Origin of the sequence: Methanosarcina mangrovi, assembly GCF_052057765.1 — an archaeon.
Taxonomy (GTDB): Archaea; Halobacteriota; Methanosarcinia; order Methanosarcinales; family Methanosarcinaceae; genus Methanosarcina.
In genome coordinates, this window is record NZ_CP195120.1 from 2,115,439 (window position 1) to 2,133,262 (window position 17,824).

At 42.1% G+C, this 17,824-nt stretch carries 14 protein-coding genes and 1 tRNA gene; 5 read left to right on the forward strand and 10 right to left on the reverse strand.

Going from position 1 to position 17,824, the window contains the following annotated elements:
* Positions 1-52: 52 nt before the first annotated feature.
* Together ACSAZL_RS09600 and ACSAZL_RS09605 are read right to left on the reverse strand one after the other, a co-directional pair.
* Complete coding sequence (locus ACSAZL_RS09600) at positions 53-565, reverse strand: serine protease (RefSeq protein WP_440948451.1); 513 nt, start codon at positions 563-565, stop codon at positions 53-55.
* 198 nt (positions 566-763) lie between these two features.
* Positions 764-1,591 carry a class I SAM-dependent methyltransferase gene (locus ACSAZL_RS09605; protein ID WP_440948452.1) on the reverse strand — a complete coding sequence of 276 codons (828 nt, stop codon included), beginning with the start codon at positions 1,589-1,591 and terminating at the stop codon, positions 764-766.
* 296 nt (positions 1,592-1,887) lie between these two features.
* On the opposite strand from ACSAZL_RS09605, the gene ACSAZL_RS09610 reads away from it, so the two are divergent.
* The gene (locus tag ACSAZL_RS09610) at positions 1,888-2,061 is read left to right on the forward strand and encodes a PGF-pre-PGF domain-containing protein (protein ID WP_440948453.1); all 174 of its coding nucleotides are present in this window, start codon (positions 1,888-1,890) and stop codon (positions 2,059-2,061) included.
* 46 nt (positions 2,062-2,107) lie between these two features.
* Here ACSAZL_RS09610 and ACSAZL_RS09615 read toward each other — a convergent pair whose 3' ends face one another.
* The 4 genes from ACSAZL_RS09615 to ACSAZL_RS09630 form a co-directional block, all read right to left on the reverse strand.
* On the reverse strand, positions 2,108-2,455 hold the full coding sequence (locus tag ACSAZL_RS09615) for a hypothetical protein (RefSeq protein ID WP_440948454.1): 348 nt from the start codon (positions 2,453-2,455) through the stop codon (positions 2,108-2,110).
* 538 nt (positions 2,456-2,993) lie between these two features.
* Complete coding sequence (locus ACSAZL_RS09620; RefSeq protein WP_440948455.1) at positions 2,994-3,500, reverse strand: nucleoside deaminase; 507 nt, start codon at positions 3,498-3,500, stop codon at positions 2,994-2,996.
* A 155-nt stretch (positions 3,501-3,655) separates the two neighbouring features.
* The gene (locus ACSAZL_RS09625) at positions 3,656-4,189 is read right to left on the reverse strand and encodes a hypothetical protein (RefSeq protein WP_440948456.1); all 534 of its coding nucleotides are present in this window, start codon (positions 4,187-4,189) and stop codon (positions 3,656-3,658) included.
* Between the two features lie 468 nt (positions 4,190-4,657).
* Positions 4,658-5,524: a hypothetical protein gene (locus ACSAZL_RS09630; RefSeq protein ID WP_440948457.1), complete on the reverse strand. Its 867-nt coding sequence runs from the start codon at positions 5,522-5,524 to the stop codon at positions 4,658-4,660.
* A 383-nt stretch (positions 5,525-5,907) separates the two neighbouring features.
* Here ACSAZL_RS09630 and ACSAZL_RS09635 point away from each other — a divergent pair, with 383 nt between their 5' ends.
* On the forward strand, positions 5,908-6,075 hold the full coding sequence (locus tag ACSAZL_RS09635) for a PGF-pre-PGF domain-containing protein (protein ID WP_440948458.1): 168 nt from the start codon (positions 5,908-5,910) through the stop codon (positions 6,073-6,075).
* A gap of 170 nt (positions 6,076-6,245) precedes the next feature.
* Here ACSAZL_RS09635 and ACSAZL_RS09640 read toward each other — a convergent pair.
* Positions 6,246-6,330 (reverse strand) — tRNA-Leu (locus tag ACSAZL_RS09640).
* 97 nt (positions 6,331-6,427) lie between these two features.
* Between ACSAZL_RS09640 and ACSAZL_RS09645 the strand changes: the two genes are divergently transcribed.
* On the forward strand, positions 6,428-7,183 hold the full coding sequence (locus tag ACSAZL_RS09645; RefSeq protein ID WP_440948459.1) for an MBL fold metallo-hydrolase: 756 nt from the start codon (positions 6,428-6,430) through the stop codon (positions 7,181-7,183).
* A gap of 419 nt (positions 7,184-7,602) precedes the next feature.
* Positions 7,603-7,947 carry a hypothetical protein gene (locus ACSAZL_RS09650; protein WP_440948460.1) on the forward strand — a complete coding sequence of 115 codons (345 nt, stop codon included), beginning with the start codon at positions 7,603-7,605 and terminating at the stop codon, positions 7,945-7,947.
* 87 nt (positions 7,948-8,034) lie between these two features.
* Here the strand turns inward: ACSAZL_RS09650 and ACSAZL_RS09655 are convergent, their stop codons facing one another.
* From ACSAZL_RS09655 to ACSAZL_RS09665, 3 genes are read right to left on the reverse strand one after another with little or no spacing between them, the layout of a single operon-like run.
* Positions 8,035-9,375 carry a glycosyltransferase gene (locus ACSAZL_RS09655; RefSeq protein WP_440948461.1) on the reverse strand — a complete coding sequence of 447 codons (1,341 nt, stop codon included), beginning with the start codon at positions 9,373-9,375 and terminating at the stop codon, positions 8,035-8,037.
* Positions 9,376-9,431: 56 nt separating this feature from the next.
* Positions 9,432-10,439: a glycosidase gene (locus ACSAZL_RS09660; protein WP_440948462.1), complete on the reverse strand. Its 1,008-nt coding sequence runs from the start codon at positions 10,437-10,439 to the stop codon at positions 9,432-9,434.
* A gap of 11 nt (positions 10,440-10,450) precedes the next feature.
* Positions 10,451-12,832 carry a glycosyltransferase family 4 protein gene (locus ACSAZL_RS09665; protein ID WP_440948463.1) on the reverse strand — a complete coding sequence of 794 codons (2,382 nt, stop codon included), beginning with the start codon at positions 12,830-12,832 and terminating at the stop codon, positions 10,451-10,453.
* 1,447 nt (positions 12,833-14,279) lie between these two features.
* Here ACSAZL_RS09665 and ACSAZL_RS09670 point away from each other — a divergent pair.
* A complete protein-coding gene (locus ACSAZL_RS09670) occupies positions 14,280-17,186 on the forward strand; it encodes a disaggregatase related repeat-containing protein (protein WP_440948464.1) in 2,907 nt (968 codons plus the stop codon).
* Positions 17,187-17,824 lie beyond the last annotated feature (638 nt).

Genomic DNA, 17,824 nt, shown 5'->3' on the forward strand with positions numbered 1-17,824 from the left:
TCTATTATCCCTTATCTTTCATCCTTATCTATTATCCCTTATCTTCCATCCTTTATACTTCATCCTTCACTTCTTTATCCTCCAGGCTGCGTATAACATTGGATGAAATTGCAATTCCCATGCAGGTGTCCAGCGTTATCGAGGAAATGATCCCTATTACCTTTCCCGCCTGCAGGATAGGAGAACCGCTGTCTCCCGGTTCCGGCATATTATAGCATCGGAAGCCAAGAAAAAGCAATGAAGCTCCGGCATTAACCACCCTGCATTTAATAGCATGGATATCATTTACAAGTACAGCCTGCTCCAGTTCAGCTGCACTGCCAAACTCGGTGATTTCAAAAGTACAGACGGGAGGAAGCTCTATCAGAGCTAAATCAAAGGCTTTCAAAATGCTTGTCACAGTGAGTTTTCTTCCGTCAACTGTTAAATGGTCTCCCTCCCCATGCCGAAATATATGAGAAACCGTAACCATGTAAGGCAGGCCCTTGAGCAAGATGACGGCCCCGATAGTACAGCGTTCTCCCTTATAGAGAAAAGGACCACCCGATTTTATCATAAGCTCCATCAACCTGCTGATTAGCTCAAGCCTGGTTTATTGTATTTTTGATGTTTAATGCTATTTCGGTTTTTACGTTAAATTTTTTTTTATTTATATTTAGCACGGAACATTAAATATAATGATTAACTCGTTACATGAAGAGAAAGCAAAAAACTGAATTTTACTACCCTGAAGAAATGATGAAAAATATCCTGTTGACTGATTTTATCCCTTTGTCTCTTCACCGGGTTTTGTCGCAATTGCAAACAGCGTAACATTCCCAAAACCGGCACCGTCTGGACCCTGGACCTTTCTGAATTCTTCAGCGATCTCCTGTCTGATCTTATTTCTGATCTCGTCGGGGATGTCTTTCAATACTCCTCCCGGGCTGTCCTTCTCTTCGAGGTGCCTCAAAAACTCTTCCGGAGAACCATATTTCCGCGGGACGGCTCTTGGCTCGATTGAGATACTGGTGAAGCCGGCTCCTGAGAGCAGATCGCGGAGTTCCGGTGAAGTTACTTTTTTCATACCCCTGTGCCATTCATGGCGCCTTGCGATGCCATATTTTGCGAGAATGGGGTCTACAAGTGCCCCCATCGCGTTAGGGCTGTTTCTGTCAAGTGTTGTCATGCCAGCCATGCCCCCTGGCCGAAGCACCCGATATATTTCATAAAGGGCGGTTTTCTTATCATCAACCCAGTGGAATGAGGAGCAGAAATATGCATGGTTTATCGAGTTATCCGGTATGTCTCTGAGAGCCTCAGCCTGTCCTACCAGAAAATGGACATTGCCGGAAGGATCTCCGTCAAACTTTTTTCGTGCAAGCTCAATGCGATATGAAGAAGGATCGATCCCCGTGAGCTGGCCAGCCGGCCCAATAATTCCAGCGACGTTCAGGGCCTGCCGTCCGGTCCCGCAGCCGACATCAAGCACCGAATCCCCTTTCTTTATTCCCATCATTTCCACAAGTACCTGTCCTTTCTGGAACTGGTGATCGCAATTCTGGTCGTACCTTTCGGCACTTTCGGGAGAGTCCCAGTCAATTTCACTCATTTTCAGTCACCTTCTTAAATTTTACATACATTAAGGAGGAAATAAATCATGATTCGTATGAAGTGAGGTTCCTCTGACTTTTAGAGATAAGGAGGTTAATTCCTGCTTTCAGGAAGAAACAAAGAACCTGATTTTTCAAGTTGAGATATGAAATTAAGATTATTGATTCTTACTAATGGAGATAAAAAATATAAATATTTCTTACTATGGCGTTTACGGATACGCCAACCCGGCTCCCAGGCTTCAATTGCCCTGAACAGGTACAGCGACAGGAAATGGCATGAACTTCCGGGCACTTGCTCACGGAAGATGACAAATATCTGTATTTCACAGCAGAAACTCCGGGATTCTCGCCCTTTGCAATAACAGACAAGCTTGCAGCAGAAGAAACTGTGATCGAAATCCTGCCTGAACCTCAGGTCCCTGAACAAAATGAAAGTATAGAATCAGAAATAACAAAAAGTTCGTAGGGTTATGTTATCTTTTTAAAGATAAAGAAGTTAGCCAATCACTTTGCTAGCAAAAAGGAGAAACTGGTTTTGTTAGGCTTGGCTCTGAAATAATGAGCACGATCTCTTTTTTCGGTTCTGTACTTTTTTTATCAGATGCAAGAAAAATACTGCCCGGATGGTATCTGGCAGTCCCGTTTTGTATTTCACTATTTTTACTGGTTATCGTAAGTTTTTGGGAAGTTAGTGGTAAAGAACTTCTTAGCGACTTTAGATACCTCGTAACACCCCTCGTGGTAACACTTCTGGCGTTATTATCCCCTTTTTCGTCACTGGTCTTTTTATCTTTGCATAGACATCCAGACTCGGTGAAAGCATATATTGCAGTTTCATCTATGGCGAGCATTATTTCCATATTTTCCCTTTTGTTTGCAGTCTGGGAACTTTCATCAAGACACTCACACGAAGCGTCTTTCAGTGACGGTCTCATAGCAATTTATTTACTTTACTGGCTAGTTGTGATGCCAATTACAGGATTAAGTTTTTTGCACTACGCAATTAAGTGAAGGAATACCAAGGTTATATGAAGCAGAATGCCAGGTCGGAGAAAACGTTTACTCCTAATGCTCATGTTCTGGAAAAGGTAAATATGCGGAAAGCATTGGTTTCAGGTTAAAAGTAAAAGGGTGTATATTTACTGCAAAAATGTTAAATGTTAATTCTAGAGGTACTTCCATATATGGTAATAGTAAAACTGCGTATGGAAATGCGAAAAGGTTGTAAAACATAAATAGAATTGTTTTTTACGTCTCTTTATGAGCTCATCCCAAAACTTGATTTAATTTCATTATTGCTGATAACATTACCTCAGTTTGTAATGTGAGTTTATAATGTTAATATGATATTAGTTTTTGAGCTAGCTCCTTTATTAAGCCTGGTCAGATCGGGCCTTGCTAACGGCAGGCAGCCAAACCTTTCCAATCTTCCGTATCAAGCTCCGGTTTTTCAGCCCGATATTTTGCATACAATGCTATCCCCACAGGGTCTTCAAGGATATCGACTTTGACACCCTTCTCGCGCAGCATCTGTTCATTACCACAGGCATTCGTAACATCCCCGACTACCACGCGGGAGAACTGACGCATATATATTAACGTGGCACAAACATCACAGGGGCTGAGCGTCGTGAATATCGTGGTTTCGCTGAAGTCCTGTCTCCCTGCATCGCGTATTGCTGAAGTTTCACCGTGGTTGTAAGGGTCGTTATCCTGCACAAGCGTATTATGCCCTTTGCCGACAATCCGACGCGTCTTGTTATCGATGATGACTCCACCGATGGGACAGCCACCTTCATCATAGCTTTTTTGTGCAAGTAAAACAGCTATACGCATAAAATTGCGGTCGCTCAGTTTAACGAAGAATTCATCTTCAACTATCGCAGGAAGACTTTTCGTGGGCAAATGGGCAATGACATTAAGTGTCTCGTCCGTAACAGGCGTGTCTTTTGTAATGAAGTGTTTCATAGGCTCTCCTGTTCAAATACATTTAAAGTAAATTCTTGTCGATAATTATAAACTTTTTTGTTTAGTCCTATGAATAACAAACACAGAAACCTTTACTCATCCCCAAAGCGGTGAAGAATTGAATCGATAGGTTCGATTTCAAACTTCTCCGCGCCAACAAGACAGGACCCCTCAAAATCACACGTCCAGATAGGGTATGCTGAATATTTGTCCACAGTTTCTTTGTGGAACTCCCTGACCGGAAGTGCTCGAAGATTAACATATTTGTCCAGTTTTAGATCCAGGGTATCGTAAAGAATTTCAGTTAATTCGTTCAGTAAATTTAACAGTACTATGGTTCGCTGGAATTCCGGATTCCACAACTCGATTCTTTCTACAATCTCTTTAACCTTTATATACTGTTCATACTCCCACACTTCAAGTATATCATTATTGAAATGCCTGGATACCATATTATAAACGCCTGGAATATTAACTATTGATTGAGGGGTTTCCTCGTTAAGAAGTGTATCATTATTGAAATGTTTGGATACTGTTTCAGAAACACCCGGAATATTAACTATCGATTGAAGAGTTTCCTCATTAAGACGTGTGTAAAGAATTCTGTTAAAATCGTCCTTTGTCATTTTGCTATAGTTCATGTACATCGCCATTGTTTATTGCGTAAAATTCCCAAAGAAAAGAAGGAGGTTGATTTCTAATGAAGCTTCCTCTTTTGAACGGTCACGACATAACGTAACAGTTTAGCCTTATGACCTCCAGGAGTCTTTCAGGTCCCTTGTGGATCTGGAATTTATCAACGCTTTTAGTGAAAGGCGAACTGAGTTCTAAATTATTTCATCTAATAATAGATAAGCTTGAACGATGCCTCCCAAACAAAGAAAGTGTGATAATTCCTGGTGCTCCATATTTAATTCATAATGTAACCCACAACGTTTAACAAGACTGTGCTTGCATTCATTGCAAAACATTGACTGATTAAAAAAAGTTGGATTTTGTCGGGAATGTATATTTCAATGATAAAAAACATGAAGTATTACTTAAAAACCTGAAATCAATAAACGATCCACACTAAAAAATGTTGGAGAAAACATTTATGCTTTGGTATCACACTGATTGAAATAGATTTGAATATCCGCTTTATTAATATCATTACTATTTTGTGGGAAATTAGTAATTACAAATTCCCTTGCGCTGTATATTTTTTCTTTTTCTCTATCAGACGATTCATTATTAATATTCTTTCGTGCAATTCTAAATTGATGAGTAAAAGTTAACATATCATCGGATGAATTAAAACCTGATGAATCTAAGAATTCAAAATATTGTTCCAGATCAGCTTGTTTCCACTTTAAACCAGTAATTACATCCATGTCTTCAACGTTCTCAATTACGAATGTTCTATTTTCATCTGAATTATTTATAGGTACATTAGCATACACAAGACTATCCTTGAATTTACTCCATGTATCTATCGTTTTAAAATACTCGTTCAGCGTATTTTTTCCGGCTTCTGTTGAACAATGTTTTAATAGAATATTTCTGGAAAATATTATACAATTAGTTTGTTCATCATCAAGATTATACATCGGCGTAAATGCATCATATACAATTGAATTTATATGAGTATTAGTATAATTCGATGTCCCAAATTCTTCTATCTTATTAAGATTTTCTAAGTTAATTGATTGCCTCTTAAGTGTTATCGTTGCTCTTTCGTATTCAAGTTTAGCTAATTCACTTTCATTCATATAAAAGACTTCTTCATCAAACATATATAATATTCTAGGTCGATTATAATAATCTATCAATTTCATGTTATTTATATAAGATGCCATTTCTCCGGCTTTATCAAGTTCTTTATAGTAATCTTCAACAAGATTTATTGCAACTTCATTGGTCGAATTATTATTTTCAATATTTTCCGCAATTACTCTTTGCCCGTTTTCTATACATCCCACGCAAAATATTAACAGAATTATACATATAGTATATCCAAACATTTTGCACACACTTCACACCGCCCTGTTAGTTATAATCTTTATCTGAACATCACACTAAATAGTAGAAATATAGAACACTTAAATTTTTTGTACGTTATTGTAAGAATTATACCGAATTTTTTTTAAAAGAAACCCTGCCCAAAAATTGTTTTCATTTTTTAATCACTTATGCAATTGAGCACCAAAATAAAGTACAATAGGCATTGTTTTTTGAATTTACATGTTATACAGTTTGAGTTCCAAAGCTTATTGATTTCTCAGTCCTATTACATAAGTCCTGCTTAATATTAAGTTCATGATAAGCTCAATAATAAATTTTGACGATCCTACGAAATATAGCAATGTCTCTAATTTCAGGATTCCTATCCGGTCCTTTTAATGTGTGGGTTGGGCGCGGAGGAGTTGCAACTTCAAAAAATATAGGAAATCCAGTTGTTTGTTTTAAGGCTAAAAAAGTTTGGATAAAGGACAAAAAGATCGATAAGGATTCCATTGCTCTGAACAGATAAAGTGATAAAAAATGAGAGCAATCCCCAGCAAATCGTTCAGGAGAAGATTACAAATTCGTGTATTTCACAGCTAAAACTTCAGGACTCTCTTCATTTGCAATAACTGGTACAGCGAAACTATCTAAAGGACCTGTAACGAAAATAGAGATGTCTATATTCCAAGAATTAGGTGCGAGGGGTGGGATTCGAACCCACGAAATCCTTCGATATCGGATCTTAAGTCCGACGCCTTTGGCCTGGCTGGGCAACCCTCGCGCCTGGAGAAAAGCTGGCTGGTTTTGAGCCGCAAAAAATTTATTACGCGGACATGCTTTAAATAAAGTTAAATTATTTAAAGTTTATTCTTTACCTTATGGAGATTACATTTCTTGGCACTGGAGTTGCGATCCCTCAGAAGGGTCGGGTACAGTCCGGAGTACTTGTAAGACTTGAGGAAAAACCTCTTCTTATTGATTGCGGAAGCGGCGTACTGAGCCGTTTTCCCGATGCCGGAATCTCACATACGGAAGTTGATACCGTACTTCTCTCACACCTTCACCTTGACCACGTAGCTGACCTTGTCCCCCTCGTGAAAGCAAACTGGCTTCGAGGAAAAACCGACATGCGGGTATATGGGCCTGAGGGGACTGACGACTGGTTCTCACAGGTGCTCGGGGCTTATGAGTATTTTCAGGACGACGTGGACGTGGACGTTATAGAGCTCTCTCCCGGAAAAGAATTTACCCCTGAGGGTTTTGACTGCGAAATAACCTGTGCAGCCGCTGTCCACAGCGTCCCGACTCTGGGGTACCGTATAACCGGAGAAACCGGAGAAATCGTTTACTCCGGGGATACCGAGCCTTGCAGAGATATAATGGACCTCGCAGTTGAAACCGACCTCCTCATCCACGAATGCTCCTTTCCTGCCGGCACGAAAGTAACAAACCACACAACCCCAGGCACGCTTGCTGAAATGTTTGAGGACTATAACAGCGAGATCGGAAGTGTCTGCCTTACCCACTTCTACCCCGAAATGAAAGGGCATGAAAAAGAAGCAGTCCACCGCCTCAGGGATTATATCGAAGGAGAGGTGATCCTTGCAGAAGACCTGATGAGGCTTGAACTGTAACGCCCGAGTTGAGCCTCGGGATCGCAGGAAATCGGAGATTTTCTGGGAGTTGCGATGTAATCGCAACAGTACGCGGTCCTTTTCGCCACGCTATGCTTCGCTCAAGAGGACTAATTTTACACTAAAAATTGTTAATACCCCATTTTGCCCAACAAAATCTTATTCACTATCTCACCCTGTTCTTTTTGGGAGGCAACTCCTGGAAAGCTAGCGGGGATATTTTTTAAATTTCAAATTATAAATCGATCTCTGGATCAAGGATATTCTTACCGGTCCTGGCAGAGTTTCTTTCCATAGCATCCGGTTCAATAAGATAGTAACACAGGATTGCAGCCCCATCTCTTAAATAGCAGAAACATAGAATCATCTTTTGTTCGGGAATTACACTTAATTAGATTTTGCTTTATTTGGTGATCATTATGGCAAGAATACTTTCAGAAACAGATATTGGGATCTTAAAGACGCTTGCTCCTGAGTGTGAAGGGCTTCTTTGCTCGGGTTCGGGAGTGCCCTATCGTTCCATTCTTCCGCCCCTGGCAAACCACTACTCAAAGGATGCAGCCGATTTCCTGAGGAGGATTAAGATGCTGTCCATGTATGAACTTGAATACCTCATCAGGCTCATTTTGTCAGGAGAAGAAAGCCTGGGCTGCGTGCCATTTGATTACATGACCCTCTTTGTGGAGAATGTATCCGAAAGGATGGGGGAAGAGGTTGCAGCTAAGGTCAAAAAAACATATGAAAACTCCGAATGCCCGGCCTGAAATGTTTACTTAAAGGCTCCGGTACTCTGGGTCTGAGTTTCTCACACAGGTACCTTTGTTGAACAATAAAAATCCGGATAAGCCTGTTCAGGCTCTTCCGTATTTATCTTCTAGCCTTTCTATGTCGTCCTCTCCAAGGTAATCGCCCTGTGATACCTCGATGAATACCAGGTTCTGAATGCCTGTGTTTTTTATGCGGTGTACTTCGTTTAAGGGAATGTCGACCGTACCTCCTACAAGAACCCTCAGGTGCTCACTGTTTTTAGTTACAAGACCTTCGCCGCTGACCACATACCAGTGTTCGTTTCTGTGAGCATGGCGCTGGAGTGAGATTTGTTCCTGTGGCAGGACCGTAATGCGTTTGACCTTATATCCCGGTTTTTGGGCGAGGATCTCGTAGAAGCCCCAGGGCCTTTTTTCTTCACGTTTTCGTTTTTCTAGAATTGTCTCGTAAACCCTGATATAGTCCTCTACCATCCGGTCAACAGAGAAGCGTTTTTCCACGCTTTCCCGGCATCTCCTGCGGGAGATGAAGTTAACCTTCTCGACAGCCTCTGCAGCTTCGTCTATGTTATTTACAAGGAATCCGGTCTCTCCGTCCATTATCAGTTCAGGCATTGCACCCCTGTTTATTGCAATTACGGGCGTCCCGCAGGCAAGGGCTTCGACCACCCCGAGTCCGAAGGCTTCTTCGTAATTGATCATGTGCAGGAGAGCATGGGCATTTGAAAGCAGCTCTTTTTTGCGCTCCTGGGTTACATGCCCTTCGTAAACGATCTGGTCGTTATCGATGTGGGGCTCAACTTCATTTTTAAAATATTCAGGGTCTGCAATAAAACCGGCCATTCTCAATTTCCTGCCTGTTTTTTTTGCAACTTTTATTGCTTCTTTTGCACCTTTGTCCCTGTGGATGCGCGAGATAAAAAGAAGATAATCCTCAGGCCTGTCATTAAAAGGAAAAGTCTCGATGTCTATCCCGTGCCTGACTGTTGCTATATAATCCAGCTCATTGCACCTGTAGGCATCACTTATGGAGACATAAAAAGTGCTGTTGTTATATTTTTTATAGATCGGTAGAATTTTCCTCGAAGAAAAGCCATGTATGGTTGTTACAACTGGCGTGTCTACAAGCCCGCTGTAAGTGAGCGGCAGGTAATCAAAGTGATTGTGGATTATATCAAATTCATTTGCTCTTTCAAAAACCTCTGAGATATGCAGGCCCTCGTATACCTTTCTTATCATATCTTTATCTTCTTCATAAGGTCTTGGGCACACTGCATGAAGTTTGCCAGCAGTGTGCGAGTCTGCTGTTGCAAACAGTGTAACGTCAATCCCTCGTTTTACCAGGCCTTCGGTTAATAAGGAGACCATGTATTCCCATGGTCCGTACTTTTTAGGTGGCGTGCTCCAGGCAATCGGAGATAACATTGCAATTCTGATAAAGCTCCCCCCGGTATTTTGGTAAGATCCTTTTCCCCTGATTTTTATTCGAAAAAGGTATGCTTGTGCCCTTCAAAAGACCTGCAGAACTCTGCTGGACACTGCTCCTCAGGGCACTCATGGATATACTCCAGAACATCGCGAAGTTTTGCGCTTGCAAGGGATACCGATGTATCCGCACTCCCGTAATAAAGACGGATCTGGTCATCATTCAGGACCCAGCCGCAGGGGAAAACAACATCATTAACATCTCCACTGCGTTCATACAGTTCCCGGGGCCCGAAAACCCATCCTTCGGACCTGTGGAGGACCTTCCTCGGGTCTTCAAGGTCAAGGAGAGCCAGCCCAAGCCTGTAACTTAGTTTTGATGTTGTCGGGCGCACTCCGTGGTACATGATTAACCATCCGTCGTATGTACGAATTGGCTGGGGAGATAAGCCTATCTTCCGGGCGTCCCACCACCCTCCTTCTCTGGCGTACAGCAGAACCTGATGGTCTCCCCAGTGCCGCATATCCGGGGAAAAGGAAATCCATATGTTTGCCTTTGCCCCGCTTATTGAAGAGACCGGCCTATGCAACATTGCCCACTTCCCGTTAAACCTTACAGGAAAGAGAGCCGAATCCTTATTTTCAGGAGGCAGGGTAGCTCCTATCCGCTTATAATTGCGGAAATCTTCCGTAAGGGCCAGGGATGTAAGAGGTCCGGAATCCGAAAAAGCAGTGTATGCTACAGCCCATTTTCCCATTTCATCTAAGTAAGTTATACGCGGGTCTTCAATACCGTAGATCTCTTCAGGGTAGTTAATAGCATCCGGAGTTAAGGTTGGTTCGGGATCAACTTCCCAGCCGTCGATTCCGTTATTACTCCTGGCTGCCGTAAGGTGAGAAAAGCCCCTGTGGTCTTCAACCCGCACCAGTAAGAGAGTTTTGCCGTCAACCATAGCGGCTGCAGGGTTAAACACCGAATTAGCCTGGTACGGCCAGTCTTCGACAGTTAGTATGGGATTTTTTTTATGTCTAATAAACAATTCTCCTTGGTCCTTCCAGATCATGTTCTCACTTCTCAGTCGGCTCTATTTGCTGCTAACATCTTTTTATCCGGCAGATCTTCACCCCTTACCACGGGTTGGAATATGGCACTGTAAGCTTCCTCTGCATGTTTATTCAAAGAGTTTAAACCCAGGAGGAAGCAGATCACGGATTCTGCTCCCTGGTTGCAGTTAATCCCGTCACAGTTGATCCCATCACAGACCGCACCTGTCGAAGAGTCATACATAGGAGTTTGCAGGCGGTTTCTGCCCAGGAAATATTCAAAAGAATACCTTGCAAGTTCCAGATATTTTCTATCCCGGACAGCCTCGTAGGCTGAAACATAAGCCTGGGTCAGGTAGCCTGCCTCGATGGGCTGCTGGTCAAAAATAGGTTTATCTCCATCCAGGGAATACCAACCCTTATTTCCAACGATATCGAAAAAATCACCTTTCCACTGGATCTCGGTAAGGAAGTCCAGAGTGGCAAGTCCGGTTCTTCTGTAAGTGCGGTCTTTGGTATATTTATACGCAAGGATAAGGGATTCGCTCAGCTTTGCATTGCTGTAGGTCACTGTGGGTTCAAACCAGTCCCAGCTTTCTTTTCTGTTAGCTTCATACAGGTCGACCAGAGAATCGGCATGGCTGAAAAATATGGATTCAAATGTATCTCTGTCTATGAGGGAATCTACTGTCCTGACCGCATCCCTGCGGGAATTGAATATTGATTCAAAGGAGTCGGCATCCACGCCTGCCCTGAGCATTTCATACAACCCGCACATTGTATAGGCTTTTGCTCGCGGGTAACTCAGTTTTTCCATTTGCTTTCCGGCTTTACTGATGAGCGTGTGTGCCAGTGTACGCATGTTTTTTGAGAGATAAGGACAGCTTATCACATGCCCAAGCCCATAAACAGCACGTCCGAGGGTGTCTTCACTGCCTTCTTTGTCCAGAAATTCCCTTTTATAATTCATGAAGTTATGGAAGTGCCCTGTACCGGTCTGGGCATGTTCGAGAAAGCTCATACAGGTGGTAATCAATTTCCAGAGCTCTTCGGCTTTTTCCTGGCTGTCGATAAGCTGGGTCAGTGCAACAAGCCCTCTGCCCACATCATCGGTACTGTATCCGTAATGCCGGGCCGGCACCCCCAGATTGGTATGCTGGATAATTCCTACGTCATCGGTCAGCAGTTTGAGGTGGTCGAGTTTTACTTCGGGAAGCTGGTCCGGAAGGAAATCAAACCTGTTTTGGATTCCGGGGTAAGGTCTGTATTGCTTCAGTGCCTTAGTAAAAATCGTGTTGTATTCTTTCCCTATGTTTTTCCATGTCATTTTCCGCCCGAAATCGTAGGCTTTTCTACGCATTTTGTCACACTCTTCAGGATTTTTGATTAAGTATAAAAGCGAGTTTTTAAAGCCCTCGGTATCCCCGAAATCGACAAGCAAACCCCGGTTTTCGGAAAGCATTTCCTGAGCATACCAGTAAGGGGTGGATACTATTGCTTTTCCCATGCCAATCGCATAGGTCAGAGCCCCGCTTACTATCTGTTCCCTGGAAAGATATGGAGATACATAGATGTCACTGGCAAGGATATAATTGCAGAGCTCTTCTTTTTCGACGAATTTATCATGAAACAGTACGTTCTTCTCAAGCCCCAGTTCGGAAACCCTCTTCATGAGATACTGCCTGTAGGTTTCTCCATATTGTTTCTTGACCACAGGGTGGGTAGCACCCAGTATAAGGTAAACAAGATCAGGATACTGGCTTACAAGCTCCGGGAGAGCTTCGAGCATACTTTCGATGCCTTTATTTTGACTCAGCAGGCCAAAAGTAAGGAGAAGAGGAGAACCCTTCAGCTCCAGTTTCTGTTTATATTTGTTGCAGCTATCAAACGGATAATCAGGTAAACCGTGAAAAATAGTCTCGATTTTTTCCTCCGGAACTTTATAGACATCTTTTAACATCTCAACTGCAGTCTGGCTCATCACAACCAGCTTTTCCGAGTATCTGATGAGCTTTTCCGTTGATATGCGGTACTCCGGTTCCGGTTCCCTAATCACCGTATGCATCGTGGTAATAACGGGCCTGTTTATTCCTGAAAGCAGAGCAAAAATGTAGTCGCCTGCGTTTCCCCAGAAAAGCCCGAATTCATGTTGAAGGCAGACAATATCCGCATCGGACTGGTTTATAAAATCTGCAGCCCTGTAGTAATCTTCAAGTTTGTTCCTCTGTATTTGAAAAACGACCTCTTCAGGATAGTTGTAAGTTTCGGTAGGGTCACTAAGGGCTATGATTTCACAATGTATATCATCATGCACCCCGGCTACCGAATTTAAAAGATCAAAAGTAAATGTAGCAATCCCACATTCTTTCGGAACATAGGTTCCTATAAACAAAACTTTCAGTTGCTTTTTCAACTATTTCCCCCCACTTAAAATGATCAGTGCCGTAATGCCCGCTTCCGGAGCCTAAAACGCTTAATTAAGCATTTTCCCCCTTTAATAGCACTTAATTAAGCATTTTCCCCATTTAATGGCACTTAATTAAACATGTTCCCAACTTAATAGCATTTAATTAAACTCATACCCCCCTGCTTACAAATTACATTTCATTGGCCGTATATCGTCATCAGAAAACATGCTACTGTTTAAAAACTACCAAGTCAAAAACATATTGTTCTTTTCGAAAACTCCGATTATTAACCGTTTAATTTACTGCTAAAAAGCGAGAAATACGATCCCCAACCGACACTCACTTCGCCAAAATTCAGTTAAATTAGTAACAAAATATTGATTAGATATAACAGATGTATTCACTTATATTTAATATTATTTATAAATATTATTCCATCAGTTAACGGGAATGAGTCACCGTACTTTATAAAGATATTCTGATTTTGAAAGCCCTATAAATTTCTATCAAGAAAAATAATAAGAAGTAAATAAGGCAGCTTAGAAACCTTGAATTATATTTTTGCTTCCGGCTGTTAATGTATACAGTAGAATTATTTTTGCTGAATTTCAGTTTACAAATCTTAAATATGAGTCCCTTATTTTTCACATTGATTTTTGCCTGAATTGATCATGCTGCGACCCTTTCGACAAAATTTGGCAAAAACTTTTATGCGGTTTATTTATCGTTTACTCATCGGGTCTCTGACGCTTCTCTCCGCAGCCTGGCTTTATACTTCACCGGCACAGTTAAAATTCGTAATTATACGAATGAGTTTAAAGTTGTCAGGGCACAACTGCAAAAAATATTTTTAAATAAAAAGTTAAAGGATTTTTAATATTAAATCTTATCTTTGATTTTAAGTTAAAATTCGTTCATGAATATCGATTTTTGTTTTCCTATTTTCTTATTCTGCTTTTTTTCCAAATACAGTCTAAAATTATTATTCCAGTTCTACAAATATTTTTATAATATAACACATAAAGTACGATACAACTTACTAAATTAATTAAATATATTGAATGTAATTTGCTTGTACTGTTAATTCCTGTAAGCCTGTTCAGGCGAGAGATCAAATCCTGAAAAAGAAAGGGCCTGTGCTATCTCAATGTTCATAACCCCGATGAAATAGCCCCTGATCCGGACACATTTTAAGGATTAATCCTTGAACTCAAAACTGCGATAGTGGATACTGTCTGCCAGATCCGATCATATACCCCAAAAAGTGTGAATCACAGTCAAAATAGACCCCAGTCCAGAATTTGAACTATGAACAAGTCAGTATTTGAACTATGAACAAAACTCGAATAAAAAGAATTAATTTTTAGTTAAAGTTAACCGAAACTTTATTTGATAGAATCAAGGTGATAGCTGTTGAATCGGAAGTTAGTAAGAAAGTTAGTAATACTTTTTATGGTAAACTGCCTTGTCCTGTCGGGCATTCCTGCAGCTTTATGCATAAGTTCCGCACCGGTCGTTTATGTAGCAGGCGACGGAAGCGGAGATTTCAATTGTGACGGAACAGATGACCAAGTTCAGATAAATCAGGCCCTTAAATTCGTTGCCGAAAACTCTGCCTATACAACTGTCCACCTTAAGGGCCCTTTTACCTATGTTATTGACGATACGCTTCTGATCGGCAGCAATACTATCCTCGAGGGAGACTCCGGTGCGACTATCAAGCTTGTCAGCAATGCTAACTGGGACGCCTGGAAGCCAATGATTAAAGAAAGAAGTACCGGCAGCAGTGGAATTACCATTCGCAGTTTTACAATCGACGGAAACCGGGAAGGAAATACAAATGTGGTCAGCGGAAAAGGATATTATAACCTTATCCACCTCAGTAGCTGTCAGAACATAAAAGTACATAATATGTATCTGACCAACAACCACGGAGACGGTCTGAAAACCGATAAATGCACAAATGTGGAACTTTACGATAACGAAATTTACCTGATCGGGCACGACGGGCTCTATGCCAGCAGTTGTTCGGACGTGGAGGCCTACAACAACATAATAACCTGCAGAACAAACAGTGCGCTCAGGCTTTATAACACCAACAAAGCCAGCTTCCATGACAACGTTATTACCTCGGAAGGTTCCGGGGGAGCAGGCATCGAAATCCAGAAGTATAACACCCCTACAATGGACGATATTGAAGTTTACAATAATGTGATCTACAAAACCGCTCTTGCAGGAATCTGGATTTTCGGATCAGGATCCTATTCTGCTTCTACGGCAAATGTCCACATCCACCATAACCAGATATACGATACCGGAACCAAGACCAGTAACAGCATAATAGGAGGAATCGTATCCAACGGGTTCGGCGGGCTTATCGAAAACAACGTGATCGATGGTGCCTATGGAGCCGGAATTATCCAGAAGACCGTATATTCCCCGGCCCCGTCAGGTTCGGGTTTTGCTCTGACCGTAAGAAATAACATAATTTCAAACTCCAGGTCCTCTTCAGGCGGAGGAAGCGGATATGGAATAAACAATGAGCTTTCAGGCACTCACTCTTTTGTCCTGCAGAACAACTGCCTCTATGGGAATGCAGGAGGGGATTCCAAAAATGTTCAGCTCTCATCCTCTGATCTAAAGTTAGACCCGCAATTTTCCAATAGGAGCAACCACGACTACCACCTGAAATCAAAGGCAGGAAGATGGAACGGAAAAAGCTGGGTTACTGACGGCACAAGTTCCCCCTGCATCGATGCAGGATACAGCTCATCGGACTATTCTGCAGAACCCCAAGACAATGGAGGCAGGATTAACATCGGAGTATACGGAAATACAAAGTATGCTTCCAAATCCGGAACAACGGCAGTAATTATCAATCAGGCTCCTGTGTTTAATTCCATCCCGGACACTACTATTGAGGCCGGAAAAAGCCTGACCTTTACGGTAAGCGCTTCGGATGCAGATGGGGACAGCCTCAGCTACTCGGCTTCAGGCCTTCCCACCGGTGCAGTTTTTGACATCAATTCAGGGGTTTTTAGCTGGACTTCGGCTGCCGGGCAGGAGGGAACATATAGTATAACCTTTGTGGTAAGCGATGGGAAACTAACGGATTCGGATACAATAACCATAAATGTTCTCAAACAGGAAGACCCCTCAACTACGACAGAAGAGGTCTACGATAACCGCCTGCGTGAGGCATCCCCTGATACTGTCTACCAGAGTTCGTCCTTTATTGATGTCGGTGCAATGAGCATTGGCAGGTACAGGGATGTAATGTGGTTTGATCTGAGCGAGTATGCAGATTCCGAAGAAGTCAGTGATGCAGCCCTTTCTCTCTACTGGTATTACCCTTCGGGGAAATCAAGACCCGAGGACACTGTAATTGAGGTCTACAGGCCTGCCGATTCCTGGAATCCGAACTACGTGAGCTGGAATAAAAAAGAAAAGGGCGTTGCCTGGAGTAATGCGGGGGGAGACTGGTACGATAAGAACGGAGTCCTGCAGGGTAGCACTCCATATGCCACAATAACCCTTAAAAGCAGCAACCTTCCGGATAACAGCTACCATGAGATCGATGTAACCGACCTAGTAAATGAATATGTCAGCGGCAAATACGAAAACACGGGATTCCTCATAAAAGCCCGCACGGAAAACAACAATTACATTGCTTTCTACAGTTCAGAAGCCGGGAACGAAAACCGGAAGCCTGAGCTTACGGTAACTGCAACCGAGGAGGAGCCTGTAAGCCCGGTTATTGATGTCCAGCCTATTGATGTAACCGTAACCGGGGCGAAGGACAACCGCCTGCGTGAAGCCTCCGCTGATACCGTCTACCAGAGTTCAGCCTATGTCGATGTCGGTGCACTAGGTGGAGTTGGCAGGTATAGAGATCTGATGCAGTTTGACCTGAGCGAGTATGCTGATTACAGTGAAGCGAACAGTGCGACCCTTTCTCTCTACTGGTATTACCCTTCAGGAAAAACAAGACCCGAAAATACTGTAATTGAAGTTTACAGGCCTGCCGGTTCCTGGAATCCGAAATACGTGAGCTGGAATAAAATAGACAAGGGTGTTTCCTGGAATAATGCCGGAGGAGACTGGTACGATAAGAACGGGGTCCTGCAGGGTAGCACCCCATATGCCACAATAACCCTTAAAGGCAGCAGCCTTCCGGATAACAGCTATCATGAGATCGACGTAACAGACCTAGTAAATGAATATGTCAGCGGCAAATACGAAAACACGGGATTCCTCATAAAAGCCCGCACGGAAAGCAACGATTACATAGCTTTCTACAGTTCAGAAGCAGGCAGTGAGAATCAACGTCCCAAACTGAATTTGCAATTGAGACAGTAGTCAATAAGCAAATAATTACTAAGCAAACAATCAATAAGCAAATTCAGATTCAGGAAGGCATTTCTGCAGGAAGCGGGTTGAGCATAGACAATAATGTTTAACCTCATCCCTGTATATTTTTTCAGATTTTCTCCCTATTCTCATCAGATTTCATTCCGTTTTTGTTTCGATTTTGTTCCTATTTTGTTCCTATTTTATTCCTATTTTATTCCTATTTTATTCCTATTTTATTCCTATTTTATTCCTATTTTATTCCTATTTTATTCCTATTTTATTCCTATTTTATTCCTATTTTATTCCTATTTTATTCCTATTTTATTCCTATTTTATTCCTATTTTATTCCTATTTTATTCCTATTTTTATTCCTATTTTATTCCTATTTTGTTCAGACAATTTTTTTAAAAAACCGGGTATCGGATTTTTTCAGATTGGCCCCTTTCCTGCTAAGTCCTCTTGAGTACCTGCAATTGACGGCATAAAAATAACACTGAACTTATATGTCGTGCTTAGGGAGCCTGCACTTCTTGCCGGCATGTCTTATCCGGAATGCGGATCTCCTGGAAAAATATAAGGGATGCCGGTTTTTCAGGTGCTGTCTGCCTCTGCGATTCCAGGGTTTCTTATAATCCCTCTTCCC